The organism is Pseudomonadota bacterium (assembly GCA_018242545.1).
Taxonomy (GTDB): Bacteria; Pseudomonadota; Alphaproteobacteria; order 16-39-46; family 16-39-46; genus 16-39-46.
Genome location: JAFEBT010000011.1, coordinates 1 through 24,412, shown reverse-complemented (window position 1 = coordinate 24,412; position 24,412 = coordinate 1). Strand labels below are relative to the sequence as shown.

The 24,412-nt window shown below is 37.4% G+C and carries 16 protein-coding genes and 1 tRNA gene; 5 read left to right on the top strand and 12 right to left on the bottom strand.

Annotated elements, in window-relative coordinates; genetic code table 11:
• Nucleotides 1–13: 13 nt before the first annotated feature.
• Nucleotides 14–2,107: an ATP-dependent DNA helicase RecG gene (recG, locus tag JSS34_02820; GenBank protein ID MBS0185273.1), complete on the bottom strand. Its 2,094-nt coding sequence runs from the start codon at nucleotides 2,105–2,107 to the stop codon at nucleotides 14–16.
• A 59-nt stretch (nucleotides 2,108–2,166) separates the two neighbouring features.
• On the opposite strand from recG, the gene ruvX reads away from it, so the two are divergent.
• The 3 genes from ruvX to JSS34_02805 all read left to right on the top strand — a co-directional run bounded on the left by ruvX (nucleotide 2,167) and on the right by JSS34_02805 (nucleotide 4,173).
• Complete coding sequence (gene ruvX / locus JSS34_02815) at nucleotides 2,167–2,643, top strand: Holliday junction resolvase RuvX (GenBank protein ID MBS0185272.1); 477 nt, start codon at nucleotides 2,167–2,169, stop codon at nucleotides 2,641–2,643.
• 49 nt (nucleotides 2,644–2,692) lie between these two features.
• On the top strand, nucleotides 2,693–4,021 hold the full coding sequence (locus JSS34_02810; protein ID MBS0185271.1) for a sodium:proton antiporter: 1,329 nt from the start codon (nucleotides 2,693–2,695) through the stop codon (nucleotides 4,019–4,021).
• Nucleotides 4,022–4,096: 75 nt separating this feature from the next.
• Nucleotides 4,097–4,173 (top strand) — tRNA-Pro (locus JSS34_02805).
• Nucleotides 4,174–4,239: 66 nt separating this feature from the next.
• On the opposite strand, the gene JSS34_02800 is transcribed toward JSS34_02805, so the two are convergent.
• From JSS34_02800 to JSS34_02775, 6 genes are all read right to left on the bottom strand, one after another.
• Nucleotides 4,240–4,989 (bottom strand): hypothetical protein, encoded by a 750-nt coding sequence (locus JSS34_02800; protein MBS0185270.1) that lies wholly within the window; start codon nucleotides 4,987–4,989, stop codon nucleotides 4,240–4,242.
• Nucleotides 4,990–5,317: 328 nt separating this feature from the next.
• On the bottom strand, nucleotides 5,318–10,525 hold the full coding sequence (locus JSS34_02795; GenBank protein ID MBS0185269.1) for an inverse autotransporter beta domain-containing protein: 5,208 nt from the start codon (nucleotides 10,523–10,525) through the stop codon (nucleotides 5,318–5,320).
• Nucleotides 10,526–11,061: 536 nt separating this feature from the next.
• On the bottom strand, nucleotides 11,062–11,979 hold the full coding sequence (locus JSS34_02790) for a bifunctional 5,10-methylenetetrahydrofolate dehydrogenase/5,10-methenyltetrahydrofolate cyclohydrolase (GenBank protein ID MBS0185268.1): 918 nt from the start codon (nucleotides 11,977–11,979) through the stop codon (nucleotides 11,062–11,064).
• 72 nt (nucleotides 11,980–12,051) lie between these two features.
• Nucleotides 12,052–12,348 carry a YggT family protein gene (locus tag JSS34_02785; protein ID MBS0185267.1) on the bottom strand — a complete coding sequence of 99 codons (297 nt, stop codon included), beginning with the start codon at nucleotides 12,346–12,348 and terminating at the stop codon, nucleotides 12,052–12,054.
• 15 nt (nucleotides 12,349–12,363) lie between these two features.
• Nucleotides 12,364–13,266, bottom strand: a complete 903-nt coding sequence (locus JSS34_02780; protein ID MBS0185266.1) for a polyprenyl synthetase family protein — start codon at nucleotides 13,264–13,266, stop codon at nucleotides 12,364–12,366.
• A gap of 30 nt (nucleotides 13,267–13,296) precedes the next feature.
• Nucleotides 13,297–13,548 (bottom strand): exodeoxyribonuclease VII small subunit, encoded by a 252-nt coding sequence (locus tag JSS34_02775; GenBank protein ID MBS0185265.1) that lies wholly within the window; start codon nucleotides 13,546–13,548, stop codon nucleotides 13,297–13,299.
• A 329-nt stretch (nucleotides 13,549–13,877) separates the two neighbouring features.
• Here JSS34_02775 and JSS34_02770 point away from each other — a divergent pair, with 329 nt between their 5' ends.
• Complete coding sequence (locus JSS34_02770) at nucleotides 13,878–14,420, top strand: GNAT family N-acetyltransferase (GenBank protein ID MBS0185264.1); 543 nt, start codon at nucleotides 13,878–13,880, stop codon at nucleotides 14,418–14,420.
• A gap of 120 nt (nucleotides 14,421–14,540) precedes the next feature.
• Here JSS34_02770 and JSS34_02765 read toward each other — a convergent pair whose 3' ends face one another.
• Nucleotides 14,541–15,119 (bottom strand): hypothetical protein, encoded by a 579-nt coding sequence (locus JSS34_02765; GenBank protein ID MBS0185263.1) that lies wholly within the window; start codon nucleotides 15,117–15,119, stop codon nucleotides 14,541–14,543.
• A 168-nt stretch (nucleotides 15,120–15,287) separates the two neighbouring features.
• On the opposite strand from JSS34_02765, the gene JSS34_02760 reads away from it, so the two are divergent.
• A complete protein-coding gene (locus JSS34_02760; protein ID MBS0185262.1) occupies nucleotides 15,288–16,457 on the top strand; it encodes a glycosyltransferase family 4 protein in 1,170 nt (389 codons plus the stop codon).
• Here the strand turns inward: JSS34_02760 and prfB are convergent.
• From prfB to JSS34_02740, 4 genes are all read right to left on the bottom strand, one after another.
• Nucleotides 16,428–17,523 (bottom strand): peptide chain release factor 2 gene (gene prfB, locus JSS34_02755; protein MBS0185261.1). Its coding sequence is split into 2 segments (ribosomal slippage): nucleotides 16,428–17,453 and nucleotides 17,455–17,523, totalling 1,095 coding nucleotides; the frame shifts between segments, so codons are not numbered across the junction. The genes JSS34_02760 and prfB overlap by 30 nt on opposite strands.
• 61 nt (nucleotides 17,524–17,584) lie before the next feature.
• Nucleotides 17,585–20,269, bottom strand: coding sequence for a penicillin-binding protein 1A (locus tag JSS34_02750; protein MBS0185260.1), 2,685 nt, complete (start codon nucleotides 20,267–20,269; stop codon nucleotides 17,585–17,587).
• A gap of 44 nt (nucleotides 20,270–20,313) precedes the next feature.
• The gene (locus JSS34_02745; GenBank protein ID MBS0185259.1) at nucleotides 20,314–21,267 is read right to left on the bottom strand and encodes an acetyl-CoA carboxylase carboxyltransferase subunit alpha; all 954 of its coding nucleotides are present in this window, start codon (nucleotides 21,265–21,267) and stop codon (nucleotides 20,314–20,316) included.
• Nucleotides 21,268–21,431: 164 nt separating this feature from the next.
• Nucleotides 21,432–24,170 (bottom strand): hypothetical protein, encoded by a 2,739-nt coding sequence (locus JSS34_02740; protein MBS0185258.1) that lies wholly within the window; start codon nucleotides 24,168–24,170, stop codon nucleotides 21,432–21,434.
• Between the last annotated feature and the right edge of the window lie 242 nt (nucleotides 24,171–24,412).

Below are 24,412 nucleotides of genomic sequence, written 5' to 3'. Positions count from 1 at the left end.
TCATTTTAATCAATTAGCCTGCCGTAAGATAGTCAAAGACATGACTGCGGTTAAAGAGAGCCAAAAGATTCCGAAGCTTTAAGCCACGTTCACTTAAAAGGTGCGGATCTTTTTCAAAAATAAAACGCGCTTCTTTTTGAGCTATTTCGAGAAGGTTTTTATGTTCATAAAGATCTGCAACTTTGAAAACGTCATAGCCACTTTGATGAACCCCTAAAAGATCCCCAGATCCACGAATCCTAAGATCTTCTTCTGCAATTTTAAATCCATCATTTGTTTCTCTTAAAATACTTAAACGGCGTCGTGCGATATCTGAAAGGGGCTCTGCATAAAGGAGAAGACATGTAGAGGCATCGCTTCCGCGTCCAACACGTCCTCTTAATTGGTGGAGTTGAGACAGACCAAAACGTTCTGCATGCTCAATAATCATAAGGCTCGCTTCTTTGATGTCAATACCAACTTCAATCACGGTCGTTGAGACAAGAACTTGAACGTTTCCATTTGAGAAAGCCGCCATTACATTTTCTTTCTCAGAAGGCTTCATCTTTCCATGTAAGAGACCCACTCGGGTTTCTCCAAAAACACGTTGAAGAGTTGAAAATCTTTCTTGGGCCGCTGTTAGATCAAGTTTTTCTGACTCTTCAATAAGAGGACAAATCCAATAAACACGTTGATTTTTTTCTAAAATGCGCGCAATACCATGAACCACCTCATCAATTCTACCCAAAGAAAGAACCCGTGTTATAATGGGAAGCCTATTTTTTGGCTTTTCATGGAGGATTGAGATGTTCATATCTCCAAAATTAACCAATTGTAAGGTTCTTGGAATGGGTGTTGCACTCATGGCAAGAATATCTGCGTGTGATCCTTTCTTAAAAAGTTTCAGGCGTTGCTCAACACCAAAGCGATGTTGTTCATCGACGATAACAAGACGAAGATCTTTAAACATAACATCATCTTCAAGAAGGGCATGGGTTCCAATAATAATTGATAATGTTCCTTCTTTAAGCCTGTTTTTAACCTCTTTTCCCTGTTTGCGCTGTGAAGAACTTCCAGACAAAATATCCACGGAAATCCCTAAAGCAGAAGCCCAAGGAACAATTGTTTTAAAATGTTGTTGTGCAAGGATTTCTGTTGGAGCAAGAAAGGCGACTTGCGCGTTTTGATCAATCATTTGAAGCGCAGCTAAAAATGAAACAATTGTTTTACCAGATCCGACATCTCCTTGCAGAAGACGTAACATGCGTTTAGAAGAGAATAGATCTTCCGATATTTCTTTGAAAACACGGCTTTGACAAGGCGTCAATTCAAAAGGAAGCGATTTTAAAAATTCAGGGATGCGTGTTGATAAAGGGGCAGACTGGCCAGGTTTTGTATAGGATGTTTGGCGTGAGAGAAGAAGGGTGAGTTGTTGGGCTAAGAGCTCATCGTAGGCTAATCTTTGGCGTGCAACAGAGGTGGGTAGGAAATCAGAAAGTTTGGGTGCGTGAAGAGTTTTAAGAGCATCTTTCCAAGAAGGCCAGGCCTGTTTCTTTAAAAATTCTGAAGTTAACCATTCTGATGTATCAGGAAGCATTTTAAGGGCTGTCTGGGCTGCAGCAGCAATAACTTTATTGGAAAGTCCTGCCGTGAGAGGATAAACAGGGAAAGACCCTTGAAAATCAGGAAGAGAAAGGGGAGATCCTATATAGTCCGGATGGTTCATTTGAAACTTTTTTCCATAAAAAATTGGTCGTCCACTCACAAGAACATCCTGAAAGAGCATTAATTTTTTTTGAAGGTATTGGAAATTGCTGTTAAAAAACATAAGATCAAATGAGCCCGTGTTATCTTTAACATTAACTTTAATAGGGCCTCCTTTCCGCGAGGGCCTTGAAATATGATTAACCTTTACAATAAGGGTGATAAAAGTATCTTCTTTAAGCATATGAGCGGATTTAAGGAAGTCGAAGATGCTTGGGAAGTAAAGACGTTCAACAATGCGATGGGGAAAAAAGAAAAGAAGATCTTGAAGTGAATCTCCAACAAGATTTTTAAGAAGGACACGGGTTCTTGGGCCAACACCAGGAAGAGATGATAAAGGGTATGTTATAAAGTTTTCCAGGATAAAACCTTTTTAAAAGAATTTCCATGAGATCATATCTCAAACATGAGGATAAAAACAAGATGACAGTTCTGTCTATTGAAGGGTTTAAAAATGAGTTTTTGCTAAAAATTCCAAAAGGAAGACGTCTTTTAGGAATTGATGTGGGGCAAAAACGCATCGGTCTTGCGCTTTCAGATCCAAGTTTTATGATTGCAACTCCTTTTAAAATTCTAGAAAGAAAAACGTTTGGAGAAGTTTCTCAAAAAATTTTAAAAATTATTGAAATGGAAGAAGTTGCTGCTCTTGTTGTGGGTATTCCCCTTGAAATGAATGGAGAAGAAGGAAGAGCTTCTCAATCCGTAAGGCATTTCGTTTATAATTTTCTAAAATTAAAAGATTTACCAGTTGTTTTTTGGGATGAGAGATTTTCAACAATTGCGGTCACACGGACGCTTCTTGATGCCGATTTATCTCGGGAAAAAAGATCTTTTGTTGTGGATAAAATGGCGGCAAGTTTTATTTTACAAGGGTTCTTAGATTTTTTGAGGAATCAATGAGTTTTTTTATTTTTACGGATTGTTGTGATTCATGAGGCATTAGAAAGAAATGGATGGAGAAAACTTAAGTTTTTATTGGGGAATTCCTTTTTTAGGGGTTTTGTTTTCTCTTTCTTTAGGTCCTTATGTATGCTCAAAGTTTTGGCATGATCATTCTGGAAAAGTTCTTGGACTTTGGACACTCGCTCTTATAATTGGCCTTAAAAGTTTTTCTGAAATTTCAATTTTTGAAAAAATTATAGAAACTCTTTTTCATCATTATTTTCCATTTATTATTTTTCTAGGTACTCTTTATATCCTTTCAGGAGGAATTTGGGTAAAGACAGAATTTCAAGCATCTCCTTTTAAAAACACATGTTTTCTCATGATAGGAACTTTTTTTGCAAGTATCATTGGGACAACAGGTGCTTTGCTTATTTTTATAAAGCCGTTTTTAAATGTAAATAAAGAAAGAATTTCAAAAAAACATCTTGTTATCTTTTTAATTATCCTCGTAGGTAATATAGGAGGATCCTTGACACCGCTTGGTGATCCGCCTCTTTTTTTGGGTTATTTGAAAGGAATTGATTTTTTTTGGGTGCCAAAAAATTTAAGTGGGCCGTTTTTTATGATGATGCTTCCACTTTTAGGCTTGTTTTATGGCATTGATTATTTTTATTGGAAAAAAGAAAGGTTAGATTTGCGTTCTTTTGAGAAAGGAAACTTTACGTTTCATTTGAAAGGACACATAAATTTTTTATTCTTAGGAGGTGTTATTCTCCTTCTTTTAGCATCGAAAAGATGGGAAAATTTTGGATTTATAACTGTTTTTAATATTTCTATTACAATTTCTGCACTTTTAAGAGATGGCGGACTTCTTTTCCTTTCTCTGCTTTCTTGGATAATGACACCCAAAATATATCGACTTCATAATAAATTTTCATGGGCACCTCTTTGCGATATTGCAAAAGTATTTTTAAGCCTTTTTATAATACTTATCCCTGTTTTTATCCTTCTTGAAACAAAAGTAAATTTTATGGAATTGTTCCAGGTTTTTGGGTTTTCAGAAAAACAAAATATGGCGCCCTTTTATTTTTGGAGTACGGGGCTTCTTTCTGCCTTCTTAGATAATGCGCCAACATATCTAGTTTTTTTGAAAACAACAGGTATGAATGTGAAAATGTTGATGGTGGAAGGCTCTAAAAATTTGCTTGCGATTTCATGCGGTGCTGTTTTTATGGGAGCTTTAACGTATATTGGAAATGCTCCAAATTTTCTTGCTAAAGATATCGCAGAAGAAGAACATATTGAAATGCCTGGCTTTTTTAATTATATGGCTTGGGTTTCTCTCATTCTTTTACCTCTTTTAGGATGTGTAACATTCTTTTTTCTTTATTAAAAGAATATGTCCTTGCATCAAAGACTTAGCTTTGCTAAACTAGCGTCTTATAATAATAAAAACGTCTCCTTTAGTCGGAGCGTAGCGCAGCCTGGTAGCGCATCACGCTGGGGGTGTGAGGGTCGTGGGTTCAAATCCCGCCGCTCCGACCATTTTTTCCCCTAATGAATTTTATTGTTAGAGTTTTTGGTTTTTTAATTATAGAAGAACATTTCCGTTTATTCTTCTGAAGCCGCAAATGAATGCGTTGATTTCGCGAGCTCAAGAACCTTGATAAAGTTATCAATATCTTCAATATATTCTGTAAATCCTTTTGAAATTAAATTAGATTTTCCATCTCCATTTTTTTTTAAGGAAGCTGCACAATATAATCTCCAGCTCTTTTCTTCCTCAGGTTTTAATAAAAAATGCATCCATGGTGAATCTCCATTTCCATATTTTATACGGGCGCTTCTTATTCGTGAGCCAGATTTTAATTTTAAAAAATGCTTTATAGCTGAAAAACCATTTTCTCCTAAAATCTCTAGAAGATTTATGCCAACTTCTGGTGTCATAAGTTGGCTAATGCATTCTATTTTGCTTCCTTCAAATTTGGGAGATTTTTCTAAAAAATCAGGAGCAGATTTAGCACCAATTGCGCAATATATATATGACTTTCCTGTGTCTATTAAACAGCCAGTTGTTGTATGTAATATATGAATTTGTATATCGGAAATTGAGAAAGAAGAAAAAATGTAATCGTCATCAAAAATAGCAACATTAAAATTTGTTATAGCTTTTTGTGAAGCTTTTATTATTTGTACAAAGACACTTCCAAAAGATTTTTCCTTAACCTCATCTTTAAATTCAGCTGTCAAAGAAGATGCTGTTATTCCAGCTTCTATATGAGAAACAAGGAAAAAAGAGAGAATAAAAAATTTTAAAAATGTGAGAAGAGAGACGTACTTTAAAATCTGATTTGTTCCCAATTTAAAATTTTCTTTAAGACGGCATAAATTTACCTTAAAAATGTACTTTGAATATTTTTGAAAGACAAGGATATTTAGAGTTTTTCGATATAATAAGAAATAAAAAAAAATGAAGAGAAAGCATAAAGCCACACTAAAAGATAAATCTTTTACCCAAAGGGGAAAGATATTTTCTAAAAAATATGTGCATTGATAATTTTTAAAAATTCTAAAGACCTCTTTTTTAGAGCTTAAAAATTAGAAAGTTCGGTCTTCATTCAAGAGGTGAATGTTTAAGAACTTGAATAAGATTTTTGTTTTAAGTGTAGGATTATCATGAGAAGGCATTTTAAATCGAGGAATCAGTTGGTGAAGGTGGTAAAAAGTCAGGAAAAAGGTTTGTTTGATCAATCATGGCCGATACTGATCCATGAGTTCCTTTAAAAGATTTTGCTTTTTTTGATGATACGGACAATCCTTTTACGGAAGTAGAAAGAGAAGAAGCAGGGCTAGAGATTGACCTAATAGGTGGTGAAAGGGCCTCCAAACCTGTAACAACTTTTTGACGCGTTAGATCAAAATGGTCTGTTTCATGTTTTGTTGATATAGGAGAGCTAATAGAACTTTCTCCTGAAAGAATTTTTCCATTATCACGTATCGTTGTTGCAACTGGACTCTTAGAAAACCATTTTTTAAGATTTCTAGAAGATGGAGACGTACTTAATCCATGATTCTCCTTGCGAGGAGAAGGTAAAGAAGACGAACCTAGTTTTGGAGAAAGAGCCTCAAGCCCGCTAGTAATTTCTCCTGTGCTAGATTTCTTTTTTGACAATTTGAGAGATGAAGTTATAGCTCTTAAAAGACTATTTTTCTTATGAGAATTAGGAGTTATTTCTACTCGTTGAGGTAAATGTGGAGCAATAGAAATCTCTGTTGCTTCAATGTTATCTTCATCTTTAGGCCGGTGTGCTGGTATAGAGAGTAAAGCCAAAGCAATACTTTCATCTGAACGAAGGGATAGATTATGAGGTAATAAACCTTCTTTAGAAACAGAAGTTTCTTGAGGTAATTTTGAAGATTCAGAAGAAGAAATCATAGAGTCTTGTATTAAAGGAACATTTAAACTTACAGGATGTGAAGAAGAACTTTCAGCGAAAAGTGGAGCCATAGGCTGCTTATCCGCCGTAATAGAGGCTTCTGCAAGTGAAGAGGGTGAAGGAAAAGATGCGATACGAGATGAGAAAGATCTAAATGATGAACTTCTGGAAATATTTGAAGATATTTGAAGAGAAGCAGATGCTTGTAGAGGCATGTTTATTGAGCTTGCTCCTGCTGAGGGCCTTTCAGATGAAGGTTTTGCAAGAAGTCTACTTGAGGCAGGAGACAAAGGAGGATTTTCTCTTTCCACATTCCATTGATTCATAAAAGAAGCACTCGAATGTGATCTCAATCTTCTTTTTACAGGAGGATTTTCTAAGGGGAAATACTTAGCTGAGGGTTTTAAAGATAAATCGAAACTGAGATCTGCTTCTGAGGAAGAGGGATGAGGCACAGCAAGGCTTCTTTGGTCATCAAGACTTGAAACCGCGCGCCTATTTGGAAGAGAGGTTCTTGAATCATTTTCTGACAAAGAAATTGGTTGGAAAGATAAAGAAGGATCTTCTTCTCGTTTACTTGAAAATTCTTGAGTAGTTCTTCTTAAAGATTGAGCATTCAAAGCGCGTCCATTCCTATTATAAACTTTTGGAGGCTCGTTTCCAATTGGGAAATGAGCTCCGGAAAGGCCTGAAAAATAATCTGAATCTTCTTTTTCTGTGAAGAGAGTGAGCTCCTTATCTTCATCATCAAAGCTTTCTGATCTACCTAAAATTGAAGAGGCCGGAACAGGTGTTAAAGGTCTAGGGTCTAAACTTTTAGGAACAGATAAATCTTTTTCTCTTATAGCTACATTGTTGGCGTCTTTGTTCAAGTGTACGGAGATTGATAGCGTTGTTGCGCGTGTGGCAGAAATCTGAGGCAATGGATGCGAATGTATTGTATACGAGGCAGGAAGTTCAATAGAAACAAGTGTTCCTAAGGTTTCTTCAGGTTCTTTGATGCCATGAAGCAATTCTTGCCTTCCAAAATCTCGTATCAAGACGCTTTCAGAGGATGATAGGGAGCTGAGTGGTACCGCAGGAGCTGAGCCTTCTGAAGGTATGTCATGGTGAATTACTGGAGAGGAAGGAGATGAAGCTTTTGAAGAAAGTCTTTTTTCATTAAAAGTTCCATCAAAAGAATCTTGAGAAAGATCTAGTTGACTCCATCGTGTGTTTGTCAGAGGGGGAAAGAGGTTTGGACGAAAACTTAAGGCTTCCCCACTAGCCTGATAACGTTTATCTTTATTTTCTTTTTCTGATGCTAATCTTCTTAATTGATCTGGTGAAACGGGTGCATGTAAATGATAGACTTGCACATCAGCTTGGGAAAATTTTGCAAATGGAAAATTTTCAAGTTCATCTACCAGGAGAGGTTTTACGGAAAGTGCTTCTTTTCCTTGTTTACCTTCATCTTTTGTAGGCTTAAGGTCAGGTAATTTGTTATTGCCGTTTATGTAACGTAAAGGTGTCGTTGGAGCAGACCTTGATGATGTCGAAGAAGAAGGATTTAAAGATGAACGTTTGTTAGAAGCGCCAGAAAATATAGGTGAATCTTTTGTTTGGGCACGAGGAAGATCTCTGCCTTTAGAAGGAGGTGTTCTTACACTTAAATTTCCTGATGTGTCCCTTGAATGATCTTCCGTATAGATGGGCTCGAGAGAGCGATTTTGTAGGTCTCTCATAAGTTGTTCTGGTAAAGCAGGAATTAGGTAGCGTTTTTCAATATCCGCACGTATCTGATCATCTCGCGCTTCTTTTCTTTTCATGCGCTCTCTTTCAGCTTCTTCTAAAAGCGAAGATGGCAAGCCAGTCGAGACAAGATGATCATCATGAAAAAGTTTAGGTCTTGGGATTTGATGAGAGAAAGAACGTTTTTGGAATTCGTTTTCTTTTACTTCAGTTCTCTGAGAGGAGTGGTGTGAAGTTGAAAGAGAAGGGGATTTTGTCGCGGCGTATCTTGAAACTGAAGTCCGATGCGTTGACATTTGAGGATCTTGTTTTTCTGATCTTTGGCCAAAGAAAGGAAGTTCCCTTAAAAGTGCAGCATTTGAATTAAGGAAACTCTCTTGCTCTTTATGAGCTTCTTCCTTCTTTTGAAATGCTGAGGAGGAAGAGAGGTTTAATTGTAGAGCCCCAAGAGAAGGCATTAATGAGGCGGGTTTTTCTATAACAGAAACCCCAGTGCCAGAAAGGCTTTGGGCTGATAGATTTTCAGAAGACGTATCTATAAAAGAAAGTGCACGTGTTCGTGCTTTTTCCGCGTCTTTCAAACGGCGTTCTTCATAATTTCTTTGAATTTGTTCACTTTGACGTGCTAGGTCAGCGTCAAAACTTTTGGATTTGTGATAGTGTAAAAGAGCACTTATTTCTGCAGAACGAGCTTCATCTTCTGCCTTTCTAAGAGCCTCATTTTCAGGTTCGTGTGTTGACGTTGGAAGTGAGGGAAGAACATTTGGTGCAGCGGGTAGGACAGCAGAAGATGCCCCATGAGGATGAAGACCATTTTTAGAACGCTGAGGTAAAGGCATACTTAAAGAAATTGGAAGGCTATGATTAGAAAATCTTTCGGCTTGTTCTTTGCGAGTTCCTTTATCTTCGGATCCCAATGTTGAAGTTGGGGGAAGTGTTGAATCCGTTTGTTTAGAAGAAATCACCATACTTGGAGGTTGAAGAATTGCGGAGGATAAGGATACGTTATCAGAAGCTTTGGAAGATATCGAACTTGCAGCAAGTATTTTTTGCTCATCTCTAAGGCGCCTTTCTTCATATTCTCTTCTAATTTTTGCAAATCGCTCTCTGGGATTTATTGAAGGAATTGTATCCCTGCTTTGCTTTAATGCTTCCATATCTTCTTTATATTTTTTACCTTCTGCCTCATTTATTTGTGCCATGAGTTGATCCCGTTCTTGTCTTAGAGCTCTGTTACCTAGTAGTTCTGAAGAAAGAAATTGGTCAATGGGGAATTCAGGTGCAGTGCTTTGGGTTTGGGATGTATTAGGGTGACTTTGAGAAGAAGATCTTGAAGAGGATGAGAATTTAACTTTTGGCCCTTTACGGGAAGAAGTGTACTTATTACGGGAAGAAGTGTACTTATTACGGGAAGAAGTGTACTTATTACGTGTCCTGAGCTTAACGGTAGGTTCAGAGATGGTCTGGGTTCCAGTTGTTTTTAAGGAAGGGATAGAGACATCGTTTGCTTCTGAAAACAACTCTTCAAGACCTGCATAAGTATTGTCTTGTACATCCTGTTGTGCAGAAGTTAAGCTTTGAGGAGAGGAACTTGAGGGCACTATTACATCATTTTTAGAAATCACTTTGTTAAAAACAGAAGCAGAGGAGACCATTTCATCTTCCTGTTGTTGAATCTGTGTTGCGCCTTCAAAAGAATTTTTTCTTAAATATTCAATTGGGTACAAATTGTCGTGAATGACGTACCATCGAGCTTCTGGATGCTCATCAAGATAAGATTCTATAATTCGAGAACTTTCAGGAGAATAGAATGGAAAAGGATTTTCATAAGATCCGTCTCCTGTTATTTTACCCTGTGGATGAAGATGAACAAGATTTTCAGCAATTTTTCTGCTGACCATTTGAGAAGAGGTGACAATGTCAACGTCTCTTATAATTTCATCCGTCATCCGGCGTTCTAATTTTGAAAGTTTTTTCTTCTCATTAACATCGCCAAGGGGAATTTTGAAACTAATCCCCACAAAAGAAGAAGCATGACGAACATTATCTTGTTGGACTTCCGCATTGAGTGAAACATACTTATTAATCTCATAAGATCCTCTCAAACGCCCCCCGTTCATATCTTTCTGACTTTTTCCTTGAAAATGATAAAAAGCACCATAAATGCGCAGATCTTCAAAATTTGGAATCGAGCGTCCAATTTCAATATCAAAACCACTTAAGGGAATTTCCTGAGACTGGGTGATATAGCGGTCATGTCCTTGATAGGTAAATTTTGTTGAAGAATGAATTGTTTTTGGACCTGTTAAGGCCCAGTAGGTATTTAATCGATGATCCCAAGTTTCTGAAAGAAGCTCTCCTCCAAAGGTAACTTGATTAAGCCTATGATTATATCGTGTATATCGTTGGTCAAAGAATCCATAAAGGCCTGAAATCCACCCAGAAATAAAATCTAAAGTTCGATATCCAAAGCCATAATTTCCTTCCATATCCCTTCTTGTGTCCCGCATAAAGCGCATATCCATAAAAAAGAGAGAGGTTTCATTTTGAGCAATGGGAGACAATATACCAATTTGGCCAAGACTTCTTTGCGTTCCAACTTTTAAATTAAGTCGCGATTCAGGCGTCCATTTAGGACCTTCACGATGAGTTTCAGAATTTATAACCTTAAAACCGATCATGGTGTTTAAGACCAAGAATAGGATAAGTAAAGCAAGCGTTTTTTTCATGTCTTCAAAAAGATTTTCACTTATTTAATATTTAAAATAATTATTTTTTACTAGAGATTTGGGCCTTTTAATTTCTACTTCGAAAAATTTAATAGACTACTTCTTATACATAGAAATCTATAAGAGTACAATATGCAAAAAGGGAGTATGTTAGAAGTTCTTAAAATTACATGTTAATTGGAAGAATAGTTTGAAAAAAATAAAAAATTTAAGGTTTTTATAAGAAACAAAAAAATTTTTATTATATGTTAAGTAAAATTTTTTTAATTAATTAAAATTTTTTATCTCTTAATTATTTTTTTAATAAAGATAAATATGTGATATTTTTAACTCATTGAAATGAAAAGATATATGCGTTCTTAATCTTTTTAACAGTTTGAAAAATAAAGGTTTTGAATTATTTTTATAATAAAACGTATAAAGTTATTGATTTTTATGAAAAAAATTTTTTAACGAATTTGCATTGTGTTCTGAAAAGAAAAAATTCTTTTTAAACTTATGTGGATTTTAAGAGAAATAAAAATGCGTAAAAAGACTTAAAAGAAAAAAAGATCATTTTCTAAAATTGATAAATCATAAGGAACGGGCTTTCCTGTTAAAATTCTTTTCGCCGCTTTATATGTATTATAGACAAGACATGCGATTGTCATGGGACCAATTCCTCCTGGAACGGGTGTTATGAAGGATGCATTCTGACGAGCTTCCTCAAAGTCAAGATCTCCTAAAAATGTTTCTTTTTCATGATGCCTTGATTTTGTTATGCCCACGTCTAAAACCACAGCTCCTTTTTTTAGCCAACTTCCTTTAACAAAAGCTGGTTGACCAATTGCAGATATTAAAATATCAGAATTTTTAATAAGTTCTGAAAGGCTTTGACTTTTAGAATGACCCATTGTAACGGTAGCATTTTCATGCAAAAGAAGGAGTGCTAAAGGTTTCCCAACGAGAAGAGACCTTCCAAGAATTACCGTCTGTTTCCCTGATAAATTAGGTAAAAGAGCTTTTAAAATGAAAGTACATCCAAGTGGCGTGCATGGAAAGAGACCTGAGAGATTATTTTGAAAAAGCAGGCCTTGATTTTGAAGCGTAAGGCCATCGACGTCTTTTAATGGCGTGATTTCATTGCATATCTCTTGAGCATTAAGATGAGAAGGAAGAGGAAGTTGAATGATAATGCCATGAACAGAAGAATCTTTATTTAAAGTTTGAATCTTTGAACATAAATCTGAAAAGCTAATTTTATCATCAAACCAATGTTCTACAGCAATTAAACCGAGAGATTTAAAAATTTTAAGCTTGTTTTTAACATAAAGAGCGCTGGACGGGTTTTCTCCGACCCGAATAATGCTTAAGGAAGGGTTTGTTGAATAAAGTGTGCTCAGCTCATTGATATGGGGTTGAAGTTTTTGTAAAAAATGGAGGGCTGTTTTTTTTCCATTAAAAATCTGAGTCATGCTTTTAACTTTCTAAGGAAAGAAATCGTGAGCTCTTAAGCGGTGCTAAAGGAGCAGAAGAGGACAAAAGAATTAAAGACGCATTAAAATTTGATTTAGGATTCCTTGAATAAGATAAATAATGAAAATTAAAACTAAAGGAGAAAGGTCAACCGCCCCAAAAAAAGGAACAACTTGACGAATTTTATTTAAGAAAGGATCAATAATGCGTGACAGAAACTGTCCACTCTGGGTAATGAAAGGATTATAAGGGTTAACGATCTGAAAGCTTATACACATGTTCAAAAGTGTATAGATAATAATCGCCCAGATATAAAGCTTCAAGCCATAGTTTATAAGGTGAATAAGAGGAATTAAGACAATATCCATAGGGTCATCCTAAGCTTAAGATCGACGTTTTAAAACAAAAAGAACAAGTTCTTTTAGGAGGTTAGCTTTTTCACCAAAATTGTCAAGATATTGAATTGCTTGATCCGCTAGCATATGCGCATACTCAATCGCAGCATCCCTTCCAAGAAGATTCAGCATCGTTGCTTTTCCAAGCATGCTGTCTCCGCCAACACATTTTCCAACTTCTTCAGCCGTGCCTTCTAAATCTAAAAGATCATCTGTTATTTGGTAAATAACGCCAAATTCATGACCAAAAGCATCCAGTTTATGGAGATCTTTTTCAGAAGCGCTCGCAAGGATAGCGCCTGAACGCGCACAAAAAGAAAGAATAGACCCTGTTTTGAGGTTTTCAAGCCTCACAATTGTTTCCATTTCAATATGCGTGTTTTCGGAAGCAAGATCCATCATTTCTCCCGAGCAGATTCCTTTGTATCCTGCTGCATGGGAAAGCTCAGCAATAAGCTGACATCGGATATCTCCATTGGGATGGGTTTTAGCAGATGCAAGAATTTCAAAGGCATAAGCTAAAAGAGCGTCACCTACGAGAATTGCCGTGGATTCCCCAAACTTAATGTGACAAGAGGGTTTTCCCCGTCTTAGATCTGAATTATCAAAAGCCGGGAGATCATCATGAATAAGGGAAAAAGCATGGACAAGTTCTACAGCAGCTGCAACCTGGAGGGCTTGTTCTTCTGGAATATTAAAAAGTTTACAAGATTCAAGCGTTAAAAATGCACGGATACGTTTCCCGCCTTCAAGTGTTGAATATCTCATTCCTTCAATCAAAGGAGCTTCAAGAGCAGGTGGGATAAGATCTTTTTGTGAGGGGAGAAGATCACTTAAAGTCTTATCAATGCATTCTTTTGTGTGTTGAAGAGCTTCTTTAAGAAGAGACATAAAAAATTCCTTATGGAGAGAGGAAAGAGATTAAATTTCAGAAAGTTCTTTTTGCTCAATAGAAAAAGTTCCCTCTGGGGTCATTAAAATTTTTTCAACTTTCAAAGTTGCTTCATTTAATTTTTTTTCGCAATGTTTTTTAAGAAGAATGCCGCGTTCATATGAATGGATCGCTTCTTCTAAGGGGGATTTTCCTTCTTCCAGAGAGCGCACAACTCTTTCAAGCTCTGCCAGGGCGTCTTCAAAATTTAAAGCATCGATATTTTTCTCATCTATAGACATGTAATTCTCCAAATTTTCAATTAGTAAGACACTACGTCAAAGTTAATTTCTTGAAAAGAGATTATATTTTGGAAAGCCTTTTTCATTAATTTAAAATAAATATTTTAGAGAAGACTGTGATTTTTTGTCCACAAAAATTGAAAAAGTGTAAGTTGTCAATTTACTTTAGGCTGGTTTTTTATGCTATTTTAAGGCGTCGGCACTGTTAAATTAAAAATTTATTCTTGATTCATAAGATTTGAATTCCTATATATACTTAGTAAGAGTGTCTAAGACGCAAATAAAATTTATAAGCGCCTGCACATATTTTTTGTAAAGAGGAATTTAATATGAAATATATTTTTTTAAACGCTTTTAAAGCTTTTTTCTGCCTTGTTTTAATTTTTACCGCTTTTTCAGCTAAAGCGATGGATTTTCCTAAAGACGGAGAAGAGTTTAGGCGAACAGCTGCGAATAGTCCGATATTCTTAAAGTTTTCAAAGAGTATCAAAGTTAACAATTATGGATTAAGCTTGTCAAGAGAAGGGTTTAATATCTATCTTTATGACGAAAAACCTGAAAGGCGTCAATGTATTGGATATATTACATTTACATTAGATGAGAGCCGGAAAGTCATCGAATTTACTTGGGTAAAAGTTAATCCTAATGCTGAAAAAATGGGCTATGCAACTGAAGCTCTTAGAACAGCTATGGGTGTTCTTAAAAAAAGGAAACCAGAATTTTTCCCCTGGGCAACACATTACTTCCTGAGCGTGGGGAACTCTGTGGGACCTGCCATGAAGCGGGTCGCAGAAAAGAACGGGTTTCAGGTTTCAAAACGCTTTTGGCATCCTGAAACAATGACAGATTATGAAAAACTAATTTTAGAGTAAGATCTTATGAAAGTTAAAAAGAGACGAATGATCTTAAATCATCGTCTCTTTTTTTATCCCTTGTTTTCAAGAAAGGTTCTCGTCATTAAAGACCTTTCCGTTTAAGTGTCCTTTTAGGAATTATGGATTTACGGTTTCAATAGTAAAGGGAGAAACAGTTGGTTTTAATTGAAAGACAGGATACTCTTGAGGACCCCATCCACTTCCACTCAGACTCCCACTTGAAGGTGGCTTATACATAATGGAAAACGGCTGTAAAGAAATCTTGAGATCTTTTTCAGAAGAGAGAAGATCTTGCATATTTAAAGTAAACGTGAAACGATAGAAATAAGAAGGATTATATTCAGATTTTCCAACATCATAGGGCACCGTGTGAACGGAGAAACGTATGGCACCTGTGGGAAAATCTTTTGAAAGATCCTCTAAACTTCCCTTTATTGTAAGGCGATGGGTTGTAGAGTTATATTCATCTTGTGATTTTAATGAGAACACACTTTTAATTTCCCCTGGCCAATTTATTGTATACCTGCCTTCATTTCTTTCCCAATAAGCTGATGTATCTCCTGGTTGACGTTGACGAATTCTCTGCGTTACATCTAATCTTAAATCTGCTTCAATTTCAACTTTAACAGCTTGTGCCATTGAAAACATAAATGAACTTGCAGCTAAGAGAGCCAAAAAAGAGGTTTTTTTATCCATTGTAGACTCCTTTAAAATAACTTTATTCAATGTTTCATGTAAATAAGATTAAGTTATATATAAGCTTTATTCTCAAGATTTCAAGAAAAGTTTTTTAAAATTTAAAGATAAAAATTTTTTAAGGGATGTGGTATATGAAGGAGAAAGCAACTTTTAAAGATTTATCCCATGACTCAAAAATCTTTTCTCCTTTATGTTATAACAGAAGACTGGGGCCTTTTTACCCATCGTATTGATTTAGCGCGTCGTGCACAAAAAGCAGGATACCGTGTTGGAATTGCCTGCTCTGTTAAAAATCATGGAAAAAAAATTGAAGCAGAAAATTTTGATCTTTATCCTTTAAAATCTCTTAAAAGAGGCAGCTTAAATCCTTTTCGGGATGTTTTGGCTTTTTGGGAACTTTTCTCACTTTATCGAAAAATTCGTCCGGACATCCTCCATCAAGTTGCTTTAAAGCCCGTTCTTTATGGCAGCATCGCGGCCCGTCTTGCGAAAGTGCCTGCTATTGTTAATGCTCTTGGTGGGCTTGGTTATCTTTTCATAGACACTTCTTTTAAGGTTAAAAGTATTCGATTTTTTCTTCTCAGGCTTTTGAAGTGGGCTTTTCACTGTAAGAATGTTTCTCTTATTCTTCAAAATCCTGAAGATAAGAAAGTTTTTAGAAAGCTTATTTCTCCTCAACAGCTTTATCTGATCAGGGGCTCTGGCGTTAATTTAAATGTCTTTCATCCTCCTTTATCCTTAAAGCAGAAAAAGAAGAGTCTTCTAAAGGCAATTGTGTGTTGCCGTCTTCTTTGGGATAAAGGAATCGGAGAAGTGATTGAGGCTGCACGCCTCTTAAAAGAGAAGAAAGTTCCTCTGCGTCTTCAAATTGTAGGTGCCTCCGATCCTGAAAATCCAAGTTCAATTCCTGAGAGCTTTTTGAAGAGCTGGCGTCAAGAGAATATAATTGATTTTCTTGGAAGTCGGGATGACATTCCTATGCTTCTTCAAGAAAGCGATATTGCAGTTCTTCCCTCTTATCGAGAAGGTCTTCCTAAAGCTCTCTTAGAGGCTGCTGCCACGGGTCTTCCTTTGGTTGCAACAGATGTTCCTGGATGCCGAGAAATTGTTCAAGATGGCATAAATGGATTTCTTGTGCCGGTAAAAGATGCACAAAAGCTTGCTGAGGTGCTTGAAGCATTAGCATGTGATGCGTCTTTACGTCAAAAAATGGGAAAAGAAAGCTTAAAGCTCGTTAAAGATCAGTTTTCAGAGGAAAAGATAAATACAGAGATTTTAGAAATTTACAAAAAGCAAAGGGGATTTTTATTCACCGATACGTCCCGCAAGGCTTGATTCAAGGAAAATGTCAATATCTCCATCTAAAACAGCAGGCGCATTTCCGACTTCAACATTGGTTCTGAGATCCTTCACCATTTGATAGGGTTGAAGAACATAGGACCTTATTTGATGTCCCCATCCGATTTCAGATTTTTCTATGTTTTTGTTGGCGGATTCTTTTAATTGAAGCTCGCGTTCATAAAGACGTGATTTTAACATTTTAAAAGCTGTTGCTTTGTTTCGATGTTGAGATCGATCACTTTGACATTGGACAACAATGCCTGTTGGAAAGTGGGTAATACGAATGGCGCTTTCTGTCTTATTAACATGCTGTCCGCCGGCTCCAGAGGCACGATAGGTATCAATCCGGATATCTTTTTCTTCGATATCAATGGTGATATCATCATCTATCTCAGGATAAACCCAAACAGACGCAAAGCTTGTGTGGCGACGTGCATTCGAATCAAAAGGAGAAATACGAACCAAGCGGTGAACACCACTTTCTGTTTTAAGCCACCCATAGGCTTTGTCCCCTTTAATTTTAAGGGTTGCAGATTTAAGTCCAGCTTCTTCACCAGGACTTTCTTCAATAAGCTCCCATTTAAAATTCCGTGATTCTGCCCATCTAATATACATTCGTAAAAGAATTTGGGTCCAATCTTGAGCTTCTGTTCCACCTGCACCTGCATGGATTTCAAGAAAGGCAGCATAATGGTCTGCTTCACCGGAAAGAAGACTATCCAATTGAGATCGACGGGTTTGTTTTTCAAGATCCTTGATGAGTGTTTCGGCTTCAAGAAGGCTTTCATCATCCTTGCCCTCTTCTGCAAGTTCATGAAGGGTCAAAGCGTCTTCAAGCAATTGTGTTAAAGTATTATATTCTTTTAATTTTGTCTCGAGGGTTGTTTTTTCTTTCATCAGGCTTTGAGCTTTATGGGGATCGTCCCAAAATTTATCATCTAAAATCAAAGCTTCGATTTCTTTAAGCCGTTCTGTTGATTTTTCCCAGCTAAAGATACCTCCGAAGGAGAGAAAGTGAATGTTTTATATGGGAAAGGGATGTTTCAGTTTCAGCTTTCATGAGAGAAAATTTCCTTAAGGTGAGGGGAGTATTATGGAGAGTTGTACCTTATTTCTAAAAATTAGAAAAGCCCTCCTGTGCCCGTTCCGAGGGTTTCAGATTTTTTTTCTGAAGAGGAAGGGGGTAGGGGGGGAATAGGATCAAGAGGAATTATTGTGTAAGGCGTTTCAGAAGAATTTGTGGGACTCATTGGAACATCTTCTTCTTCCTCAGAGGAAGTTTCTTCGAGGAAATTTTCAGGTAAAGCAATTTCCTCTTCTTGAGGGAGTTGCTTTTGTATATCCTGATCCATTTGCATATTCTCATCTAATGTTTTTTCTTCTTTTTTATCCGTTAGAAGATTTTCGATGGCATTAAAAAAGGTAATATCTGAGGATGCAGAAGGAAGTTTATATCCAGGCTGTCCAATTGCAATTGATGACGTTTGTGCGTCAATAGCATCGGTACCAGGCTTAAATCCCTCCACAATTGCATTTTTGTCCTTAAGAGAAGTGGGTTCGCCTGTATCGAGATTCACCCTTTTGAATTTTAAGCCAGAAGGTCGTTTAAAAGGGATTGAAGGTTGCCCTTTTAAGGCTTGTTTCATGAAATCTCCAAAAATAGGCGCGGCAAGTTTTCCGCCTTCTTCATGATTTCCAAGACTTTTTCCAGAATCAAAACCCATAAATATCCCAACCACAAGATTGGGCGTAAATCCGATAAACCAAGCATCTCTAAAATCACTCGAGGTTCCAGATTTTCCAGCAATGGAATATCCTTCAACTTTTGCGCGTTTTCCCGTTCCCCTTTCAACCGTGCCTTCTAAAAGTGAAATAATTTGATAAATTGTAGCTTCATCTGCAACTCTTACACGAAGATCTTCTAAAAGAGATGGAATAACCTGATCTGGAAGAGAGGGAAGAAGAGATCGTGTGTCTGATTTATAAATTGTTTTTCCACGACGGTCCTGGATACGCTCAATGAAAACGGGTGTCACTTTCTTTCCGCCATTGGCGATCGTACTAAAAGCGGTTGTAAGCTTTAAAAGTGTTGTTTCTCCTGTTCCAAGAACCATAGCCCATTGGGGAGCAAGATGTTCATAGGCTCCAAACCGAATAGCACAATTAACAATTTCTTGAATGCCTAAGACTTTTGCAAGTTGTACTGTAGAAGCATTGTAAGAACGCTCAAAAGCACGCCTAAGAGTTACCTTACCATAGAATTTCTTAGAAATATTTTTTGGACTCCATTTTCCAAGGCCCCAGCCAATATCAATTTCAACGGGTGCATCCATAATCTGGGTTGTTGAGCTTAATCCTTTTTCAAGGCCTGAAAGATATGCAAATACTTTAAAGGTAGATCCAGGTTGTCGGAGGGCTTGTGTGGCTCGGTTAAATTCACTCTTCTCAAAACTATATCCTCCAATCATGGCAAGAACTTTTCCCGTATGAGGGTCCATGGCAACAAGAGCACCACCAACTTCTGGAATTTGCTGAAGTGAAAACAGGTTGTCTCCAAGAGGAGAGACGGCAATAATATCTCCAATTTTTAAGACATCTGAGGGCTTTTTAACAAGAGGGCCCACATAGGGATGGCCTTCTTTTGTTATAAGATGGGGGCGTGCCCACAAAAGTTCTTTTAACGGAATTTTTCCTGTTGTGCCGTCTTTAAGGCCAATAAGAACGCTTTCTTTTGTGGTTTCAAGAACAACCGCAAGCTGAAAAGGAGAAAGACCGCGGGGCCGTTTAAAATTTTTTAAAGCATCTTGCCAATTCTCAATGGATATATTTGCAAACGGACCGCGCCATCCATATCTTCGATCGTATGTAATAAAGGCTTTTCTTAAGACCTCATCTGCAATGGATTGAAGTTTTGGATCTAATGTTGTCTTAACGGTCAGACCACCTTTATAAAGCTCATTAAGACCAAAACGACTCACAATATCTCGACGGACTTCTTCTGCAAAAAAATCTGCCGTGACAATGCCTGATTCCGTATTATGAAAATTTGTACTTAAAGGCTCTTTTTTTGCCTGTTCACCTTGCGCAAATGTAATAATTCCATTTTCAACCATGCGGTCAATGACCCAATTACGTCGTGCAATTGCTTTTTCAGCATGTTTTATGGGATGGTAGCTATTTGGTGCTTTTGGGAGAGCCGCAAGATAAGCGGCTTCTGGAATGCTGAGCTCGTCAAGGGATTTGTTAAAGTAATGGACGGAGGCAGCCCCGATTCCATAGGCGCCCCCGAGATATATTTCATTTAGGTAGAGTTCTAAGATCTTTTCTTTAGAAAATGTTTTTTCAAGACGAAAGGCGAGAATGGCTTCTTTAATTTTTCGTGCAAGAGACATTTCATTTCCCACAAGAAAGTTTTTAGCAACTTGCTGTGTTATTGTTGAGGCCCCTTGAGGTCTTTTTCCTTGAAGAAAGTTCCGAATATTACTTAAAAAGGCGCGGAGAATGCTTGAAGCATCGATTCCCTGATGATTATAAAAATTCTTATCTTCAGCGGCAAGGAATGTGTTAATAATATGTTGAGGAATTTGTGCAATGGGAAGAAAAACACGTTTTTCTTTTGCATATTCATGAAAAAGCCGGCCATCATTTGCGTAGAGTCGTGTTACAATGGGAGGATCATAGGTTTCGAGTTGTTTATAATCTGGCAAGTCTTGCGTATAATAAGAAAAAATAAGATACCCAATGACACTTCCGATGAGAGCAAGCGTAAAAAGACATGTCATTAGAAAAACAAAAAAACGTTTCATCGTGCCGTCTTATCTCAATTAAATCTTAAAGCAAGAAAAACTCTTTAAAGAGAAATAGAGCCTATTTCGATATATTTCTCTTGGCGCATTTTTTTCAATACGGAGGGTGAGTAACGAAGAAGCTCGTGAAGAGTTTCTTCAAGCGTTTGGGAAACAGAATCAAAAACTTCTGATGGATTCCGATGAGCGCCTCCGAGAGGTTCTGGAATAATGCCATCAATAACACCAAGTTTTAAAAGGTCGTTTGCTTTGAGTTTTAAAGCAGCTGCAGCTTCCTCACGTTTATCACGGCTTCGCCAAAGAATAGATGCGCATCCTTCAGGAGAAATAACAGAATAAATTGAATTTTGGAGCATAAAGACTTTATTAGCCGTTGCAATAGCAATGGCGCCTCCAGATCCTCCTTCTCCAATAATAAGCGTAATGATGGGAATTTCTAATTCTAAAGAAACATCAATACACCGCGCAATAGCTTCAGCTTGCCCTCTTTCTTCTGCTTCAGTGACAGGAGAAGCTCCAGCAGTATCAACGAGTGTTATGAGGGGAAGTCGATAATGATTCGCAAGTTTCATGAGGCGTTGTGCTTTGCGATATCCTTCGGGCCTGGGCATCCCAAAACCATGCTTCAGCCGAGATTCGGTATCATTTCCTTTTTCTTGACCGAGGACAACGACACTTTGGCCTTTAAAGCGCCCGAGTCCACCAATAATAGCTGCGTCTTCTCCAAAAAGACGATCACCCGCAAGAGGCGTAAAATCGTCGATAAGGGCTCTCACATAATCAAAAAAATGAGGGCGATTTGGGTGACGCGCAACCTGAACAGTTTGCCAAGGTGTTAAAGAGGAATAAAGGGAGTGGAGAAGTTTGGAAGATTTTTTTTGAAGCCTTGTGATTTCTTCGGCAATATTAACATCTGTGCTGCTTGAAAGATGTCGCAACTCTTCAATTTTGCTTTCAAGTTCCGTAACGGGCTTTTCAAAGTCAAGCGGGTTATGCATGGAATGCCTTATTTTTAAAGTACCATTAAACAAGAAATATCTAATGCTTATCTTTTAACGTGTCCTTTAGGGGAGGTCAATGAAAAAGGTATGAAGAACACGCGTTCTAAAAAAAGTGGAGTTCTTCATACCCTCATAGACTTTTTTTATCATGTTTATCTTATTTAGACTGGAACATGACACTTTACAACGGTAATTCCGATGAGGCTTGATGCGATAACTTGTGTCAGAGCATTTTCTGTTGTTGTACGGAAAAGCCCAACTGCAACACCATCTGCACAGGCCTGTTGGTGTGGCCATAAAGGGTTTGTCATTTGTCCTCGTCCTACATCCTCTGCATAACCTTGTCCTGTATGTCCTCGCATAGCCATAAACAAAGCATCTACGATGGCATCAAAAGGATCAAAAAGAGCTTTAAAATATGCTTTTGTTACTTTAGATATGACAGGGAGGCTATGGGGAGGAATGGTTGTATGATCGCGCAATGCAGATGTTAAAACAGATACCATCTGATCCGAAAGAGCGGGATTTAATCCAAGCGCTTCTCCAAAAGTGTCGCTTCCTTGTAATTCTGGAAAGACTCTTCTTAAAGAAGGATCTTTCCAATGCTCCGTCATCCAGCCTTGAGCAAAACCTTCAGGTGTTAAGGTTGCAAAGGATAAATTCCCTAAAAAGCCACAAAATTCCCGTAGTTTCGGGACGAAAACACCAGGTTTTCCTGTATCATAGGCATAATCTCCTCGAATTTGCTCAACTCTTCCTAACCCTTGGAGAGCTGTTTGGAGACGAAAGTATTCTTTATCGAGCATGATACTTTTCATTTCTCTGAGGCATGGTACAATTTTTGATCTATATACACGAATCCATTCCTTAAAAGGAACTGGAGTCGTTGGTTTTTGTTGATCGCCTTTTACAGAAAAACCTTCAGGTGTTTTAGAGTTTTCAAAATTTTGAGGATTTTTATTATAGGCCGTTTCCAGCAATTCTAAAATCCAAGTTTCATCCTGCGTTATTATATCATTTGCGGTCCTTAAACCCCAGAAAAATTGATGTAAAGCAGGAAAGTCTGCGTCATAATAAAACAACGTATCACTATAAAATCGTGTGTCTCTTTGGATAAATTTGTCACGACAAGCAAGAGCTGAATTTATTATACAATGATACATTTGTTTATGAGGAGCGCTAATTTTATCGCTAATAATACGATTCATTCTCATCTTTACAATGCTTTTTATGGGATCACAAAATTTTTCTTTAAAGACAAAATTAATGTGGTCTTCTCTGGGCCTATACTGTAAAAGCTCTGCCTTTGTCCAAACGGCTAAAACAGCGCGCGTGACTTCATCTCTTTCCCTCATCATAGCCTCTTGCCCCATGACCCAGCTTTTAAAAGCTGGAATGGCAGCAGCTCTTTCATTTAACGCCGCTTGTTCCCTTTCTAACTGTTGAAGAGCTCTTTGCTCTTGAAGAAGACGTTGTCTTGCACGCTCTTCTCGTGTTTGAGCAGCTTCGGCTTCGCGCCGCTGTCTTTCTGCTTCTTCGCGTGCTCTTTGAGCAGACTCTGCTGCACGTCGTTGCCGTTCTAGTTCTTCGAGGCGTTGTCTTTCGAACTCTATGAGACGTTCAAGCTCTCTTCTTGCTTGTTCTTGACGTTCCCGTTGCTTTTCCATTCTCTGTGCAAGAGCTTGTTGCTCACGTAAGATCTTTTCTTTGAGTCGTTCTTGTTCAAAAAATTTTTCGAGAGAAGATTGATGGTTTTCAATAAGCTCAACAAGGCGCGTAAACCGATGCCTTTCTTCAAGTCCTTTTGAAACATCCCTTTCAAATGCTTTTTTTATGTCTTGCATAAAATAGGGTGGAAATAAGCTTTTCGGAGACGTACGGCAATATCTTTCAGGATCTAGGAATTGATCCAAAAGAACGCGCCTATCATGATGGGTCATGGTACTTGTTAGAAAAGATTGATACATAGAAATAAATCGATAGCCTTCAGTTACGGGCCACTCCATAAGTTTTGCCCGAAATTGATCAGGGTGGGTGGGGATATTTGAAAGATTCATAACTTGACACCAAGTGTCAAAGCACATTTCTCTTTCTGAAGGACGGACATTTATGAGAGGAAAGAAAAAATCAATAGGGTATTGGACTTGAAATATTCCTTTGATTCTTAAAATGAAATCGCTCAAGTTTCTGAAATCATCTTCAGGGAATTGAAGGAGTTTATGAAGAAGACCGTGTTTATTTTCTAAAACTCTCCCGAGCAAATCTCGAAGATTTTCGTAATTTTCATCTGTCATGTCATGTAATTTAGAAATCTCATCAAGCGAGAATCGATCACATTCCGCGATACATCCTCTTTGTGAAAGCAAAGCCTCTGTAATGCCCCTCACTCTTTCAAACATATGAGGTCTTTTTGCTCTTGGGAAAAATTGCATTTTACCAAGTGGCAGGGCTGTTAATAGCCATTTTCCGGAATTATCATGAGGTTTAATATCTCGTAGAAGATGATGTAATTCTGATGTTTCTATTTTTTCAAGTAAGGGAAGAAGGATTGAAGGTTCGGTCCCTTCAAAACTGTCTGTAATCTCAAGAAAACGTTTCCGCTCTGCTTTTGGAATTGAAGGTAAAACTTTAATGACGTTTACAATTTCTTCTGGCGACAAACTTTGACATCGCTGAAGCGCAGCCGTGAGAACCCAGTTACGATCTATATTCGGAATAGATGAAATTGTTTGCCTAAGGCCAGCGTTTCTATAGGCAGAAGGAAATAAGTCCGTAAGATCTTTTACTTGAGCTGTCTGAGCTTTGCGTAATACTTCTTTTGCGTGGGGTGTTAATGAATTTCTTGCATGAGATGTTAAGGGTCGTTGAGGTTGATCTTCCCTAGGAGATGATCCTTCCATTGCCAAACAATCCTGTATACAAAAACAAACGCATAAAACATACAAAATAATCTTTTTCATCATAATCACTTAAATTAAATAGGTTAAATATGTATAATAGGGTACCGTAAAAATTTGTAAACTTTTACTTTATATAAGGACGAGAAATAAGGAATTCAAGAGAAGTTTATAAAAAAGATGAAATTTCTTAGGGCGTGTCATCAATTGAGCCAAACGATAGAAGCAATCATATAAATAGCGCC